Origin of the sequence: Cohnella soli (genome assembly GCF_042655525.1) — a bacterium.
GTDB lineage: Bacteria > Bacillota > Bacilli > Paenibacillales > Paenibacillaceae > Cohnella > Cohnella soli.
Genome location: NZ_JBHSMI010000029.1, coordinates 226,813 through 242,370 on the forward strand (window position 1 = coordinate 226,813; position 15,558 = coordinate 242,370).

Below are 15,558 nucleotides of genomic sequence, written 5' to 3' on the forward strand. Positions count from 1 at the left end.
CGGGAAAGGAGAACATCCATGATCGAATTGAAATATGTGAATCGTCGTTATCCGACGAGCAGCGCACTGCAATACAAGCAGATCGTCACGATTCCAACGGGCGAAATCGTCGGCGTCCTCGGAGAAAACGGCAGCGGGAAAACGACGTTGTTGAAAGCCATTATGGGCATCGGGGAATTTCGTGACGGAGAAATTACGATCGACGGGAAGCCTGTGAGAGATCAATACGAACGCATGGCGTTTATTACCGAAGAAGGCAGTTATGTGCCTGATATGTCGCCACAGAAATACGGCCGGTTTCTGGCCGAATTTTACCCAAAGTTCGATGAGACGCATTATGCCGAGCTGATCGAAGCTTACGAGCTTCCAGCGACTCGCCGTATCCGAACGTTCTCCAAAGGCCAGAAAATGAAGTTGGAGATTTGCGCCGGATTGGCAAAACGAGCGGACTATTTGATTATGGACGAACCGTTCGTCGGTAAAGATGTTTTCTCGCGGCGCGACTCCTTGAAACGAATGATCGACGGCCTGACAGGCGAAGAAACAGTGCTGCTAACAACCCACTTAATCGACGAGATCGAGAACGTGATCGACCGCGCGATCATTCTTCACAAGGGGATCATTCGAACGGACTTCTACATTGACGATATGCGGGCGCAAGGACTCAGCCTGGCGGATATTATGCAGGAAGCTCGTGAAGCAAAATTTTACTCGCCGATCCGCTGGCCGAGTTCGAACTGAAAAATACGGGGAGGTGAGCGGACATGAGAAAGCGTCAGACGCAACGCTCCCCGAACCGAGTCAACACCGTTTCCCAATGACGTCTCATCATCTCCCTCATGTAGACGTCTTCCAGCATTTCCTGATGGATGGAGATGGACGTCTTGCCCGATGGCGTGGACAGAAATCATAACATGATTGGTTGTGGACAAGGAGCAAGAATTCAGCTACGCTTTGTTCGAAATTGTTGATTCGCGAAGGAACAGGGGCAGGATAACATTGCGTATTAACGAAGACATGAAACGTTTCTTGCAAGTCGATGGCGCTGGAAAAATGTTGCTGACGCTGTGTTGCTATGGGATTGGGATGGGCATATTGGCCCCGATGAACGCCATTTATATGAGCGACAGCATCGGGTTAACGAAAGGCGAAATTGTGTCCGTATTCATCGTATCCCTGCTTCTCAATATGGGTACGACGATTACAGTCGGACTAATTAGCGATAAGCTGCGCGGGCGCAAAAATCTCGCGATCGCAGCGGCGTTGATATGCTTGATCGGGTTGTTAATCTACATGGACGCGGACAGCTACCGCCAGACTTTGATCGGAATGTGTTTGGCGAGCGCGCCGTCCGGCCTCATTATGGGCCAATTGTTCGCGATGTCTCGGAATCATTTTAGCCGATTGGCTGCGGACATTGTGGAAATGGCGCAAATATGGCTTCGTGCCGGATATAGCGTCGGATTTTTCGGCGGGCTGCTGCTTGGAGCAAACTTGTATTTGCTCGCAACGTTCAAAGGCGTCATATGGGGGAACTTCGCGGGATACGCGACACTTGTGTTGCTGCTTCTCTTCTACCGGGAAATCCCCGCCGACAAAAAAACATCAGCGCCGGGAGCCAGCGAACCGTTCTCCCTGCTGATGCTGGTTGCATTATTGATGCTTGCCTGCGCGGACGCCATTCGCGGACTGTACTTGCCGCTTGTCGTGAAATCGTTATTCGGAAAGCCGGAAATCGTGTCGTATATATGGAGCGCGCAGGCTGTATTCGAACTGCTGTTCATGACGCTGGCCGGTTATTGGGCGGCCAAATACGGCAGCCGGACGATTATTTGGCTCGGCGGTATCGGCGCACTCGTTGCTTATACGGTTTATGCGCTGCAATCGCCTTTTGTCGTTTTTTTCCTCGTCCAGCCCGTGTATTCATTCTTCGTCTCTATTCTGTACGGCGTGGCGATGGGATACGTCCAGCGCATGTTCGCCGGTCGGGCAGGATTCGGTGCCAGCTTATACGTCTTCATCTCGTTAACGGCGTCGCTGATCGGTTATTTGCTTCCACTCTTCATCGAAGGGTACGATCCGTCCCTCTTCATGATCCCGATGGCGCTCGTGTTCGTATCTTTAACGATGATCGCAACAGCGATGATTCGGGAACGTCGAGCAGCGAAGGCGACACATGCCGGTTAAGTCCGACGCATATAAGCGCGAACTGTGAGCGGCGCGAAGATCGCTACGATAACAGCTGCTCCGATGAGCGAAATGGTGAGATCCCAGCCGAAAGTACCGGAATCAGCCAACTTGCGGACAGCTGTGACGAGATGCGACACCGGGTTAATGTTGACGAACCATTGCAGCCATTTCGGCATCGTATCCGTCGGCACGAAAGCATTGGATAAGAACGTAAGCGGGAACAGTACAAGCATCGATATCCCTTGTACGCTCGAAGCTGTACGTGCGATGACGCCAAAGAAGGCGAAAATCCAGCTCATAGCCCACGAGCAGAAGATGACAAGAAGCGCGGCAATGGCGACATGACCAAGTCCGCCGTCGGGGTGATAGCCCATAATATATCCCATCGTTAGCGTCAACACGGTTGCGATCGTATAGCGGATCGTATCGGCCAGCAGCGCGCCGGCGAGCGGCGCGATTCGCGCAATCGGCAGCGATTTGAACCGATCGAACACGCCTTTGTCCATATCTTCCCGGAGCTGGACGCCGGTAACGATCGAAGTCGTAATGACGGTCTGCACGAGGATGCCGGGAATAATGACGGGCAAATAGCTGGCGACATCGCCGGAGATGGCACCGCCGAAAATGTACGTGAACATCAAGGTGAAAATAATCGGCTGAAGCGTGACGTCGAACAATTGCTCTGGCGTCCGCTTGATTTTCAGTAAGCCGCGATAAGCCATCGTGAAAGAGTTACGTATGGCCTGACCTAAGCTTGCGCGGTTTTTCAAAGGGCGGCTGGTTATTGCTTTCATGGAAGAACTGTTCATACTTTTGCCTCCTCTAGCTCTTTGGACGAACTTGCGTTTGTCGTATCTCCCTGCACCCCATGTCCCGTGATCGTCAGGAATACTTCGTCAAGCGTCGGCTTCTGCACGCTGATCTCGGATAGCGGAATGTCTGCTGCGCGAAGAGCGATCAGCAGATCGGTCACCCGGTCGGCATCGGCCATCGGCGCGGTAATTTTGGCAGCTTCCGAAGACACGCTCGAATGAACGCCCAGTACTTGATCGATCGTCCGGCGGGCCAATTCGATCTGTCCCGGATTCAGCACCCTCAGATGCAGCGACGAGTTGCCGACCGACATTTTCAGCTCGTCGACGGTGCCTTCCGCAACGACTTTACCGCGGTCGATTACCGCGATCCGGTCGGCCAGTTGATCGGCCTCGTCGAGATATTGCGTGGTCAGCAGCACGGTCGATCCCGTCTTCACCAGTCGGCGAATCGTATCCCACATTTGAGAACGGGTTCGCGGGTCGAGTCCGGTCGTCGGTTCGTCCAAGAAAATGAGCGGCGGCTGCGAAATCAGACTTGCGGCCAAATCCAATCTGCGCCTCATGCCTCCCGAGAAGTTTTTGAGCGGGCGTTTCGCCGCTTCCGTCAAGCCGAATTCCTCGAGCAGATCCGCTGCTTTGCGCTTCGACTCCGCACGTCCCAGACCGAGCAGCCGGGAGAAAATAATCAAATTTTCCGTAGCGCTAAGCGACTCGTCAACCGAGGCATACTGACCGGTCACTCCGATCAACTGGCGAACAATATGCGATTCCTTCACCACATCGTGACCGAATATCCGCGCCGAACCTGCATCCGGCCGAAGCAATGTCGCCAGCATGCTGATGGTCGTCGTTTTGCCCGCCCCGTTCGGCCCCAGCACGCCATAGATCGAGCCAGCGCGCACTTTCAGGTCGACGCCATCCACCGCCCGGTTGTCTCCGAACACTTTAACAAGTCCGTTCGCCTCGACTGCCCAATCGCCATTGTTCGGCGTTATCTGATCATTAATCATCCGTGTCATTGCGATTCCTCCTGTAACTGATTTCTAACGTCATCGTATATGTGCAGTATGAACTGAATGTGAACGAGTCGGCATCGGTCGCAAGATGGCTTCTTGTCTCCGCCTCAAGGGGCCTTTCCGTGAAAATGACAACCAAAAAGGCTGTTCCTTCGGAACATTATCCGATAGGAACAGCCTTATTTGATCGCAGCCACCCTCTACTCCCTCTCGAGCAAGTCATAATCCGGCGAGCGTCTGAATGTCTCATACGTATTTTGCATGACGCGAAAACGTACGAGATTCTCCTCAGAGTCACCCGTTCTCCGGTTGTTCGCTAGTAAGGCAAGCCGTTGGTTATGAAGCGAAGACGCTTCGCTCCGGGTTCGGCAAGTACGCAGCGATTGTTCATACGATCGACGTTCCTGCTCCGCTTGCGATGCTTTGCGATACAGATCCGGATCAAGTGTTTTCAATTCTTCCAGTTCGGCATCTGTCAGCGGCTTGCCTAATTGATGCTTGTCCCGCAATGATTGTACGCGAATGCGCGTCCGCTCTTGCTCGTCGGGTATACCAGGCAACAAATGGATGTCCCGTACGTTGAGACCTTTTGGCTTAAGTCCTTGGTTAAGGCCGATCAATGGTGAATGAGAAGGAATCTTCATTCTGCTTCACCTCCCTATATCTTTACTATCGTACAAGGCCGCCAAAAATTGTATAGTGCGCCTTCAGTCAACGCTTCAACGCCTTTTCGTCCACTTGATTCCCTGTCACAATTTTATCCGCTGGCATGAGTAGAACGCAGAATGCCGCAAGCGCCACCGGGACAAGCGCCCATAGGAACGTACGGGCAATCGAGGAAGATAGCGCATCGATGAGCGTGCTCAGCATATGCGGAGATAATTCGGCGCGATGGGCAGGCGTTAATGCCGAACGGGGATCCACCAGGGCACTCCCCATCTTGTCGTTAAAGTAATTCCGCTGAATAATGCCAAATACGGTAATCCCTATTGACATCCCCATCGAGCGAAGGAAAGCAACGGAAGAAGTCGCGGCTCCGCGTTGCCGCATCTCGAAAGGATGGACGGCCGCTTGCATCAAGACGGACATCGATACGCCAATCCCCATCCCGGCAACAACCATGCACACCGTTGTCATTAAACGCGTCGAAGAAGGGGATAACCCGCTAAGTAAATAAATACCGACGATAAACAAGAGAACCGAACCGATCATTAGATTCCTGAAACTTGTCCTCGTCGTTAGTCTGCCGCCGATTTGACTGAACAAAACTCCAGCTAACAGCATCGGCATCAGGATCATGCCCGAGCCGGTCGCGGATCCGCCGAAAACGCCTTGAACGAAAAACGGAACATACACCGTAGCGACTACAAAGCCGATCCCGTAAAAAAACGAAGTACCGACACTGGCTGCAAACAGGCGGTTTCTGAACATCCGGAACGAAACGATCGGCGCTTCCGCCCTTATCTCGGCCGTAATGAATATGGTTAACAAGACAGCAAGTAACAGGAACAGCCCCAGTATGATGCCCGAATCCCATGCATACCGAGTACCGCCAAGTTCGAGCGCAAACATCAGGCTGACGATCGCGCCGATCAGAGAGGTTGCTCCCAGCCAATCGATTTTCTGCCGAGAATGCGTCAATGATTCTTTATAAAACACGACTGTGAGCGCGCAAGCGACAATGCCAATAGGCACGTTCACGTAGAAAATCCAGTGCCATCCCAGGTGGTCCGATATGAAGGCGCCAAGCAGCGGGCCGAAAATGCCGGATGCGCCGAACACCGCCCCGGATATGCCCGATATTTTGCCGCGTTTTTCCGGAGGGAAAATATCGAACAGAATCGTCAGAGCGATCGGGAAAATGGCTCCGCCGCCGATGCCCTGAATCGCTCTGAACACGCTAAGCTGCAAAATGCTTGACGCAAGCCCGCACAGAATGGATCCTGTGAGAAACACCGCAAGGCCGAATACGAAAAAACGTTTACGTCCATACATATCGGATAGTTTTCCGAAAATCGGCGTGCCTGCCATCGATGTTACCAAATAAGCGGAAGTTACCCATACGAAGTCATCCATCCCGCCGAGATCGGACACAATTGTGCTCATCGATGTCGCGACAATCGTGTTGTCCATAGACGGCATCAGAATAGCAAGCATTAATCCGGCGACGATATAGTTGACTTTCTTCCCATGTTCGGACATAAGAACCCTCCTCCAGCCAATCCCCGGCATCGTTACGGCTTTCCTTCTTGCGGAACATCCGGTACAATCGGGATACGACGGTTAGTTATTATAAGCAACCATATTAATAAGTTACTTATAATAAGTTTACGTAGTATTTATTTTGACGTCAAGGAGTTTTCCTATGCCTAATTCGGATACAAATGCGCTGGACGCGCTCATTCGCACTGCTCACTATGTAAAACATGAATTCGAAACACGATTGTCCGCTATGGACTTGCCCGCCTTCCTTACTGGGCCGCGACTTCGCCTGTTAATCTCCGTATCCGAATCGGAACCGATCAGAATGAGCGATCTGGCTGCAGCGATGGACATTAAAGCCATTACAGTTACCCAATTCGTCGATGCGCTGGAGAAAGAACATCTGATCGTCCGAATTCCCGACCCTAACGATCGACGCGCAACGCTTGTGAAACTGACCGACGCGGCTCGTCCTCTGATCGAACAAGGGCGGGCGGCAGCGGCCAAAGTAAAAGAAGAGCTGCTGCAATCGCTGCCCCTGGAATCTCGCAATCAGCTGGTCGCACTTCTCACGCAACTCGTAGGCAAAGAAAGATAAGGCGACGCAGCACGCCGGGCTCCTGTGGGCAATAGCCCGGAAAAACCGGGCTACGTAGCGCTGACAGCCGGTTTCTCGAGCAGTAGCCCGGAAAAACCTGGCTACGCAGCGACGAAAGCTGATTTCTTGGGCAATAGCCCGGAAAAATCGGGCTAAACAACGCCGACAGCCGGTTTCTCGAGCAGTAGCCCGGAAAAACCTGGCTACGCAGCGACGAAAGCTGATTTCTTGGGCAATAGCCCTGAAAAACCTGGCTACGCAGCGACGAAAGCTGTTTTCTTTGGGCAAGGCCCGGTAAAACCGGGAATAGACCAAAAAAATGCAATAACGGCGCTGGATAAATCCCAAGCGCCGCCATTTTTCAAAGAAGATTATTTACAGATCAAACCTAAACGGCTTGGCCGGAAGCCCCGCACTGCTGTACAGGTTCACTTCTACGTAATCCGTCCAGGCGAATCGGATTTCGAGCGAGCGCGCCTTCTCGATCGCTTCGCTATCGATGCGCAGAGCGTTACCGCGAACGTCGACTTCGAAGTCCGTCGTCTCTTCCCCATCAATGAACAGTTGCAATCCGTTCAACTGATCCCCATTAACGACCAGACCAGCTCCAGCATGAAGGAACGCGATGCTCACGCTTGCGCCAACGCGCATAATCTCGCTAGTCTCCGACGCCTCGCAGAGCACGTCTTGCCCGTACACTTTGCCTCTTGCCAGCAATGCGAGTCGTTCCCCGACAGGGCGCTTGTTTTTCGGATGGATGTCCCAGATCATTCCCCCATCCATCACGCTCGCCATATATACAAGAGGAACCGTCTTCGATACGAGCTCTTGCTGCTCCCTCACGATCGGATAGTTAACTCCTTTGGAAGAAAACCATGCGCGGAAAGGCGCCAATTGGACGGAAAGGAATGGCAGCTCGTCTTGCCATTCCGCTCTCCAGCAAGCGATAAGCGCCGTAAACAATTTGCCGTACAAGTTAGGCTTGACCGCGTCGGATTCCCCTTGATACCAGAGCACGCCGCGCGCGGTATACCCGGCAATCTGCTTCACCATCGCATGAAAGAGGCGAGCCGGCCGATTGAAAAACTTCGGGCCGATCAAATCCTTTACGCTTGGATCCGATTCCGCGGTGTATTCCACCGGTTGCTCCGTGAACTCGTGCCCGACTAACCAATCCATGTATTCTCTGTGCTCGGGCCCTTGCATGGACGCCTGCAGTTCCTGGAATTGGCGCTCGTACTCTACCAGATCGAGGTCTCTGGTAGCTTCCTCGTATTCTCGCAAGTAGATGCTTAAATCTTCATCCCGCTCCAAATACTGTTCGCCAAGCCAGGTAGATGCGGTCGTACCGCCCCAGTTGCAGCCGACAATCCCTACGGGGACGTTTAAGCTTTCATTGATTTTGAGCGCGAAATAATAACCTATCGCCGAATAATAACCCGCGTTATCCGGATCGCAAGTTCTCCAGAAGCCGTAATCGCTGAAGTCCCCGTCTTTCTCTTGTCCTTCGTAACACAATTTCGGCGTGTCGAAAAAACGAATCGAGGGATTGTTGGCTGAAGAGACGGAATGGGCGGCTTCGGCATCCAGTCTCAATACATATTCCATATTGGATTGCCCGCCCGCGATCCACACTTCACCGATGGCGACGTTACGAATGACGAGTCGCTCTCCCGTAGCAGCAGAGGATACGCTCATCTCGCAGCTTTCGACCGCTTCCATTGGAGGCAGCACGGCCGTCCATACGCCGTCGACCGGACTGACGGTCATCTGCGCATGGCCGAGCGCGACGGTAATCGCGTCTCCATCTGCACCCTTGCCCCATACTTTAATGTTTTTGCCCCGTTGCAGAACCATATTATCTGAAAAAATAGCGTTCAAAACAAATGTCTTCGGCAATACCGTCTCCATCCGGCACCTCTCCCTCGTTATTCAGAAACGCCCTAGAAATATCCGTTTACTATTTTAGAAAACTTTCAAACTTTCTTTGTACGTATCGACACTATCTTTCGTCAAGAAAATTGTACCGGAATCCATAATGGAAGTCACCGTATCGCCGGCAAAATGACTATGAATGCTTTCGACGGCTTGATAACCCATGCGATAGAAGTTTTGCACTTTGCTCGCCCAAATGTATCCGTCTTTAATATTGTCGACCGTTTCCTGGATGTCGTCGATTCCGAGTACCGTAATTTTATCTTTCAAACCTAGCTCTTTCATTGCCTTAGCCGCTTCTACGCCCGCATTCGCGTTAAGTGCGATAACGGCGTTTACGTCCGGGTTCGCTTTGAAAATATCCGTGAACTTCTGTACGCCGACGAGCATGTCGCCTTTATCGGCTTCGACGACGCTCACTTTCATGTCCGGATACTTTTCTTCGAACCGCTTCACGATCGCGTCTTTCATTTCCGCTTGGACTTGAATGTCTAGCGCAACCATCATAATGGCGACGTTCCCTTTGCCGTTCATTTTCGAAGCGAGTTTATCTGCAGCGTCTTTGCCGTAAGTCGCGGCATCGGTGCCGATATAGGCCAAGCGAGTGTCAGCAGGCGTGTCGGAGTTCAAGTTAACGATCGGGATGCCCGCGTCTTTGATTTTTTTGTATACGTTGCCGAAAGCTTCCCAGTTGAGCGGCACGGTGACGATCGCGTCGGCTTTTTGCACGACGGCATTTTCCAATTCTTTAACCATTGCCGTTGCATCAATCGTGGAAGGTCCAACTTCGACGATTTTGTAGCCGTATTTTTTGGCTGCGTCTTTTAAGCCTTCATGAGCCTGAATGAAAACCGGATGTCCGACGAGCGGGTTGACGTAAATGATCGTCTTCGGATCTTCTTTCGCGCTTGGCGAAGCTTGTCCGCTTGCGCTAGGCGAAGCGTTATTGCTGTTGTTGTTTTTGCCGCATGCCGCGAGAACGAGGACCATAACCGCAACCAAAGCCCATATCAATGTCCGTTTTTTCATGTTGAACCCTCCATAAATGTTTTTTTATATTAGTAAGCGACGTCTGATAGGACGATCGCCTCTAACCGTTAGTTGGCAACCATCCTGGAAGCGGACCCGGTTGCGATTTTCATTACTTTCTCTTGCGTCGCTTCTTCTTGGGTCAGCGTGCCGCCGATTATGCCGTTCGCCATAATGATGAACCGATCGGACATCGCAAGCAGTTCCGGCAAGTCGGAAGAAATCATAATGATCGCGACGCCACTCTCCGCAAGTTCAGTCAGGAGATTGTAAATTTCGACTTTGGCTCCGACGTCGATGCCTCGCGTCGGTTCGTCCACGATCAATATTTTGATATTGGTCATGAGCCATTTCGCCAGAACGATTTTTTGCTGGTTGCCGCCGCTGAGTCCGAGGATGCTCGCTTTGATGCCTTGCGCCTTTACAAGCAATTTCGAGTAATAGGACTGGGCGAGCGTCTCTTCCGCGGATTTGTTGATGATGCCTCCGGAAGAAATTTTGCCCAGGTTGGCAAGCGTCATGTTCTCCCGCAAATTCATCGTGCCTACGAATCCGGTCGCTTTCCGATTTTCCGTCACGAGGCCGATGCCATGCTTGATCGCGTCAAGCGGCTTACGAATATCCGTTTCCTTGCCTTGGATGAATACTTTCCCGCTCGCTTTAGGAATAGCGCCGAATATGGCATTGACGATCTCGCTTCTCCCGGCGCCGACAAGTCCGGCAATGCCGAGAATTTCCCCTTTGCGCACCTGGAATCCGACGTCGGTCACAATTTGTTTTCCCGCCGAGTAGGGATGGGGAACGCTTAACCCCTCCACCCTAAGCATTTCTTCGCCGATCGGCACCTTTTTCTTCGGATACATCGTTTCGATTTTACGACCGACCATATCTTCCACGACTCGATTGATATCCGCACCCGGTCCGGGGCTAGTCGAGATGACGTTGCCATCCCGCATAACCGTAATCCGATCCGCAATGGAGAACACTTCGTCCAGCTTGTGGGAAATATAGATGGATGAAATCCCTTTCGCCTTCAAGTCGCGAATAACGTTCAGCAGGTTGTTCGCTTCCGTCTCGGTTAATGCTGACGTCGGCTCGTCCAGCACCAATATTTTCGGGTTCCGCATAAACGCCCTGGCGATGGAAATCAATTGCTGCTGACTCGTATTCAAGTTGCGAACCGTCTCTTTCGGCGAGACCGTCAAGCCTACCAGCTTCAAATAACGTTCAGCGGTTTCGTTTACCTTTTTCCAATCGACGGCGAACTTGTTTTTGATAGGCCATTTGCCTAGAAACAAGTTTTCGGCAACGGTTAGATCGAGATGCAAGCTGATCTCCTGATAAATCATCTCGATGCCGGCTTTCTCGGAATCCCGGGTCGTTTCGAACTGCTGTTGCACGTTGTCGACGTAGACTTGGCCTTCGTAGCTGCTTTTCGGATAACTGCCGCTAAGGATTTTCATCAGCGTCGATTTGCCGGCCCCGTTCTCCCCGACGATGGCGAGAATCTCTTGATGTTCCAGGTCGAGGTTAACGCCTTTGAGCGCGTATACGCCGTTAAAAGCTTTTGCGATGCCTTCCATGACCAGCGCTTTCGCCATCAGACACCCTCCTTTGTCATGCTCCTTGCTTTCTTCGCTTGTAGAGGTCGAGCCCTACGGCCAAAATTATGACGAGACCGACAGTGAACTGCTGCCAGTAAGCCGATACGTGAACAAGCGTCATACCGTTGGCGAGTATGTTCATGAACAGCGCCCCGAGAACGGTTCCGAGTATCGTGCCCGCTCCACCGAACAAGCTTGTCCCCCCGATAATGACGGCAGAGATAACTTCCATCTCGAAGGAAACGCCGATATTCGGCTGGGCGGATCCGAGGCGAGAAGTCGTTAAAATACCGGTAACTGCGCTTAACGCGCCGACGATAATATAGACGACCAGTTTAACGCGATTGACGTTAATGCCGGACAGACGCGCCGTTTCTTCGTTACCACCGACAGCGTACACCGATCTGCCGAATACGGTGCGGGTTAATACGAAATGTCCGATCACCGCCAAGATAAGAGCTATAAAAACGGAATAATTGATGCCGAACGCGACGCCTTGATCGATTTTGCCGAAAGCTTCAGGCAGCGGGTATACCGGGGTACCTTTCGTAATGATGAGCACGAGGCCGCGTCCCATATACATCGTTCCGAGCGTTGTAATGAGCGGCGGAATTTTGAACTTCACGACGATAAAGCCATTAATCCATCCGCCTACAGCGCCAACGCCGATGCCGATCAGTAGCGCCAGCGGAATCGGAACGCCTTCCCGCAAGCATATACCGGTAAACAAGCTGCCCAGCGCCAGAAACGAACCGACGGACAGATCGAGCCCGGCCGACACGAGGACAAAAGTCATCCCAATGGCGACGATCAGCGTAAACGAGGTGTTATGCAGCACGTTCATAATGTTATCGAAGGAGAAAAATACCGGATTAATAAGGCCGACGATCAACGAGATCAGAACGACGGTCAGAAAGATGCCGGACTCCGATACGCTTAGCAGTCTCTTTATACTTTTCATAGGTTAACCTCCTGAAGTCGTTGATCGTATCATCAGCGATATCGTTGAATAAGCGCTTTCAAGCGGCATGTCGGTTCGTCCTCTCATATCGTCGACATCGGTCTGTATTGTTCGTATATTTTCCATTGAGACGTCAGTGAAACTTCGCGTTGCTCATGCCCGGGGTTGGAAGTTACCCAATCGGCGATATGCCGGAGCACTTCGCTCCATATCATTTCCACCGTATAATAGGGAATTCTCGGAATTGACGTCGACACCGCCTGATCCTTTAGCTGTCTTGCTTCCATGCACAGACGATCGAGGGACGCTTGCATAATTTGCCCGCCAAGCATGGGCGATGCTTCATCCGCATCTGTGCCGAGCGCCAACCTGCCGCCCGATCCGGGAACGTCTTCATAGTGGAGCGCGCCCATGTCTACGAGATCCGGCCGAATGTACATCAGCTGCGAAATCTCGTATTTACCAGCATGATCTCCGTCGTAAATGCCCTCCACCAGTTCGGGATCGCTCCGCACCCAGATTTTCACGGGGACGCGCTCCATGAACTTTTCTGCAGCAAGACGGATATCTTTCTGGTTGCCGCCGCCGTGTCCGGTCAGAACGACAATTTTCCGAAACCCCGCATTCACGAACGCCCTTAGCTGATAGAGGAAAAAGTGCAGAAATATCGCCGGCGGTACGCTCGTCATATGCGGATTTTCTTCGCCGATCGTTTCCTCGAGCCATTTCGCATGGTTGCCGGATTCGTGAATGTGGTAGCCCATGGAAGGCGCTACGATTCCTCCGATTCTTTCGGCCGCCTGCCGGCATAACCACTCCGCTTTTATCGTGTCCAGACCGAAGGCGCTCACTTGCCCATGCGGTTCGCACAACCCGAGCGGGAGATAGACGAGCGGAAATTTCGCCAACCGCCTTTTGAATTCATACGGCAACAGTTCCGACCATAACGTCTTAACGCCAGTATTTGGTTTCATAGAAATTCCTCACCCATCTGTGATATCTTCGGATTTCCTCAAAGATCCCATCCGGCAGAGGTTCTCTATCGACAGCAGCGATGTTCTCGTTCGCGTACCGGGCAACATGCATCGAGCTGACCGCCGTCGTCACTCCTGGGTGATGCAGGACGAATTTGATCGCGAGCTCCGCCAACGTATTCGCAAATTGCGGAACGAATTCGGCGCGGAGCCGTTCGACGCGTTCGATATATAGATGGCGGGGTAAATAATCGAAATATGTTTTTCGGAAATCTCCATCTTCGAACACGGTGTCTTGCTGCAAAAATCCGGTCAAGCCGCCTTCATCCAGAATACATCGCGCGATCACCGCAACGTTGTTATCTTGGCACAGAGGAATGAGGCAATCGAGCGGCAGCGGATCAAAAATATGAAACACCGTTTGCACGGAATCGATCTTCCCGCTCTGCACAAGCGACAAAGCAATATCGTGACGCTGGTCGGGTATCGATACGCCTATACCGCGAATTTTCCCCTCTTCCTTCAGTCGCAGCAATTCGTCCATCCAATAATCGACGTGGTCCCAATGCGGCCAATACTGATGCAGCTGCATCAGGTCGATTGTCTCAACACCCAATTGCCTCAGGGAAATTTCCGTACTCTCCCTAAGCCAGCCTTGCGGAAAAGCCGATTGCACAGGAACAGGACCGCCCCAGCCGTTCTCGTCTTTCGACTGGATTTTGGAAGCGATAAACGGCCTATCGCCTTTCCATTCACGCAAAGCGATACCGAGAATACGTTCCGACTCGCCATAGTTTCTGGCGGTATCGATAAAGTTAACCCCTTGTTCCAAGCTGTTAACGATCGAGCGAACCAGTTCCCCTTCGTCATGACGGCCGAACACTCCGCCAAGGCCCATGGCACCGTACCCGAGACGCGAGACGCGATCCCCTAATTTGCCGAACGTGTTATATTTCATAGAGACTTCATCCCCTTCCGGATTCAAGAAATGGACCGCAGCAACTCTCTCAGCTTGAAGCCAGGATCGGTCAACTCTGCTAGATTCGGTACAGCCTTCGCGGCAATTAGCTTCTCTGCGAGGCGCAAGTCTTTCGAGATCGTTCCTTCGGAACCGATGCCGCTTGCCGAGACTAATCGTCCGTCTTGTGCCAAGTGGAAAATAAGCTGCCCTGAGCTTCCGACATTGCGATGGACGTTCGTTTCGGAACCGTCAGTCAATCCGGTCACTTCGAGCGTCTCATCGTATTGATCGGACCAAAACCAAGGAATTCCGACATAAGGCGTGTTTCCGCCTAACATGTTTGCGGCGACATGAGCTCCCTGATCTTGCGCGTTACGCCATGCTTCCAGCCTGATTCTACGTCCGCCATAGAGCGGATGCGGGAACGAGCAGCAATCGCCAGCCGCGAAAATATCCGGATCGCTTGTTCTGAGATATTCATCCGCTTTAATGCCGTTGTCGGTGTCCAGTCCGCCGGCCTCGGCGAGTGTCGTCTCGGGAATCGCGCCGATCCCGGCTAGCACGACATCACTCTCCACAAGGCTTCCGTCCGCCAGCGTAATGGCGTAACCGCCGCCAACCCGAACGATATATTCGATCATGTTGCCGATCTTGAATTCGACGCCTGCGTTGCGGTGCAATAACTCAACTCGATCCGCAATTTCCTTCGGAACGCCGCGCATCAGAATTCGAGGACCGACTTCAATTAACGTCACCCGGCAACCTTTGCGAATCGAACTGGCCGCCACCTCTAGACCAATGAATCCTCCGCCGATAATGGCGATATGCTGACCCGGCTGTAGCCTGTCGCGCAGCTTGACAGCATCCGCGAATTTGCGCAAGTAAAGCGCATCTTTCGCGCCTCCGCCCTTCACATTCAATTGTCTCGGCCTCGCGCCAGTTGCAAGCAGCAACCGCTCGTAGAAGATCAGTCGCCCGCTTGCAAGCTCGATAAAGTGGCTTGAGCGATCCAGATTTACCGCCGTTTCCCCGGATAACAGCCGAATACCGTATTCGTTCAGCTTCTCCTGCGCGGCGATCGTAACCGGCGCCTGTTCTTCCTCCGTATACAATTGATATTTCGAAAGCGGCGGACGTTCGTAAGGAAGCTGATTCTCGTCTCCGACGACCGTTATCGTCCCTTTCCAGCCTTGGTCCCGAAGCTCGAGCGCCGCTCTGACGCCGGCTTCCCCCGCCCCAACGATGACCATACCGTATTCGCCCATGCGCATGC

14 protein-coding genes are annotated in these 15,558 nt (G+C 52.5%); 3 read left to right on the forward strand and 11 right to left on the reverse strand.

Annotated elements, in window-relative coordinates; translation table 11 throughout:
- The first annotated feature begins 18 nt into the window (after window positions 1–18).
- On the forward strand, window positions 19–741 hold the full coding sequence (locus tag ACFPOF_RS21440; RefSeq protein ID WP_378136445.1) for an ATP-binding cassette domain-containing protein: 723 nt from the start codon (window positions 19–21) through the stop codon (window positions 739–741).
- Between the two features lie 258 nt (window positions 742–999).
- Complete coding sequence (locus ACFPOF_RS21445; RefSeq protein ID WP_378136447.1) at window positions 1,000–2,187, forward strand: MFS transporter; 1,188 nt, start codon at window positions 1,000–1,002, stop codon at window positions 2,185–2,187.
- Here the strand turns inward: ACFPOF_RS21445 and ACFPOF_RS21450 are convergent.
- The 4 genes from ACFPOF_RS21450 to ACFPOF_RS21465 form a co-directional block, all read right to left on the reverse strand.
- Window positions 2,184–2,999: an ABC transporter permease gene (locus tag ACFPOF_RS21450; RefSeq protein WP_378136448.1), complete on the reverse strand. Its 816-nt coding sequence runs from the start codon at window positions 2,997–2,999 to the stop codon at window positions 2,184–2,186. The genes ACFPOF_RS21445 and ACFPOF_RS21450 overlap by 4 nt on opposite strands.
- Complete coding sequence (locus ACFPOF_RS21455; RefSeq protein WP_378136450.1) at window positions 2,996–4,024, reverse strand: ATP-binding cassette domain-containing protein; 1,029 nt, start codon at window positions 4,022–4,024, stop codon at window positions 2,996–2,998. The genes ACFPOF_RS21450 and ACFPOF_RS21455 overlap by 4 nt, the downstream gene beginning before the upstream one ends.
- Before the next feature lie 197 nt (window positions 4,025–4,221).
- Window positions 4,222–4,665: a hypothetical protein gene (locus ACFPOF_RS21460; protein ID WP_378136452.1), complete on the reverse strand. Its 444-nt coding sequence runs from the start codon at window positions 4,663–4,665 to the stop codon at window positions 4,222–4,224.
- A gap of 67 nt (window positions 4,666–4,732) precedes the next feature.
- Window positions 4,733–6,223 (reverse strand): MDR family MFS transporter, encoded by a 1,491-nt coding sequence (locus ACFPOF_RS21465; RefSeq protein ID WP_378136453.1) that lies wholly within the window; start codon window positions 6,221–6,223, stop codon window positions 4,733–4,735.
- A 163-nt stretch (window positions 6,224–6,386) separates the two neighbouring features.
- On the opposite strand from ACFPOF_RS21465, the gene ACFPOF_RS21470 reads away from it, so the two are divergent.
- Window positions 6,387–6,821, forward strand: coding sequence for a MarR family winged helix-turn-helix transcriptional regulator (locus ACFPOF_RS21470; protein ID WP_378136455.1), 435 nt, complete (start codon window positions 6,387–6,389; stop codon window positions 6,819–6,821).
- A gap of 375 nt (window positions 6,822–7,196) precedes the next feature.
- Here ACFPOF_RS21470 and ACFPOF_RS21475 read toward each other — a convergent pair whose 3' ends face one another.
- The 7 genes from ACFPOF_RS21475 to ACFPOF_RS21505 all read right to left on the reverse strand — a co-directional run bounded on the left by ACFPOF_RS21475 (window position 7,197) and on the right by ACFPOF_RS21505 (window position 15,550).
- Window positions 7,197–8,732: a sialate O-acetylesterase gene (locus tag ACFPOF_RS21475; protein WP_378136457.1), complete on the reverse strand. Its 1,536-nt coding sequence runs from the start codon at window positions 8,730–8,732 to the stop codon at window positions 7,197–7,199.
- 54 nt (window positions 8,733–8,786) lie between these two features.
- Window positions 8,787–9,785, reverse strand: coding sequence for a sugar ABC transporter substrate-binding protein (locus tag ACFPOF_RS21480; RefSeq protein ID WP_378136459.1), 999 nt, complete (start codon window positions 9,783–9,785; stop codon window positions 8,787–8,789).
- A 68-nt stretch (window positions 9,786–9,853) separates the two neighbouring features.
- Window positions 9,854–11,386, reverse strand: coding sequence for a sugar ABC transporter ATP-binding protein (locus ACFPOF_RS21485; RefSeq protein WP_378136461.1), 1,533 nt, complete (start codon window positions 11,384–11,386; stop codon window positions 9,854–9,856).
- A 16-nt stretch (window positions 11,387–11,402) separates the two neighbouring features.
- Window positions 11,403–12,350, reverse strand: coding sequence for an ABC transporter permease (locus ACFPOF_RS21490; RefSeq protein WP_378136463.1), 948 nt, complete (start codon window positions 12,348–12,350; stop codon window positions 11,403–11,405).
- 83 nt (window positions 12,351–12,433) lie between these two features.
- Window positions 12,434–13,324, reverse strand: a complete 891-nt coding sequence (locus ACFPOF_RS21495) for a creatininase family protein (RefSeq protein WP_378136465.1) — start codon at window positions 13,322–13,324, stop codon at window positions 12,434–12,436.
- Complete coding sequence (locus ACFPOF_RS21500; RefSeq protein WP_378136467.1) at window positions 13,302–14,282, reverse strand: aldo/keto reductase; 981 nt, start codon at window positions 14,280–14,282, stop codon at window positions 13,302–13,304. The genes ACFPOF_RS21495 and ACFPOF_RS21500 overlap by 23 nt, the downstream gene beginning before the upstream one ends.
- Window positions 14,283–14,305: 23 nt before the next feature.
- Window positions 14,306–15,550, reverse strand: coding sequence for an NAD(P)/FAD-dependent oxidoreductase (locus ACFPOF_RS21505; RefSeq protein ID WP_378136469.1), 1,245 nt, complete (start codon window positions 15,548–15,550; stop codon window positions 14,306–14,308).
- Between the last annotated feature and the right edge of the window lie 8 nt (window positions 15,551–15,558).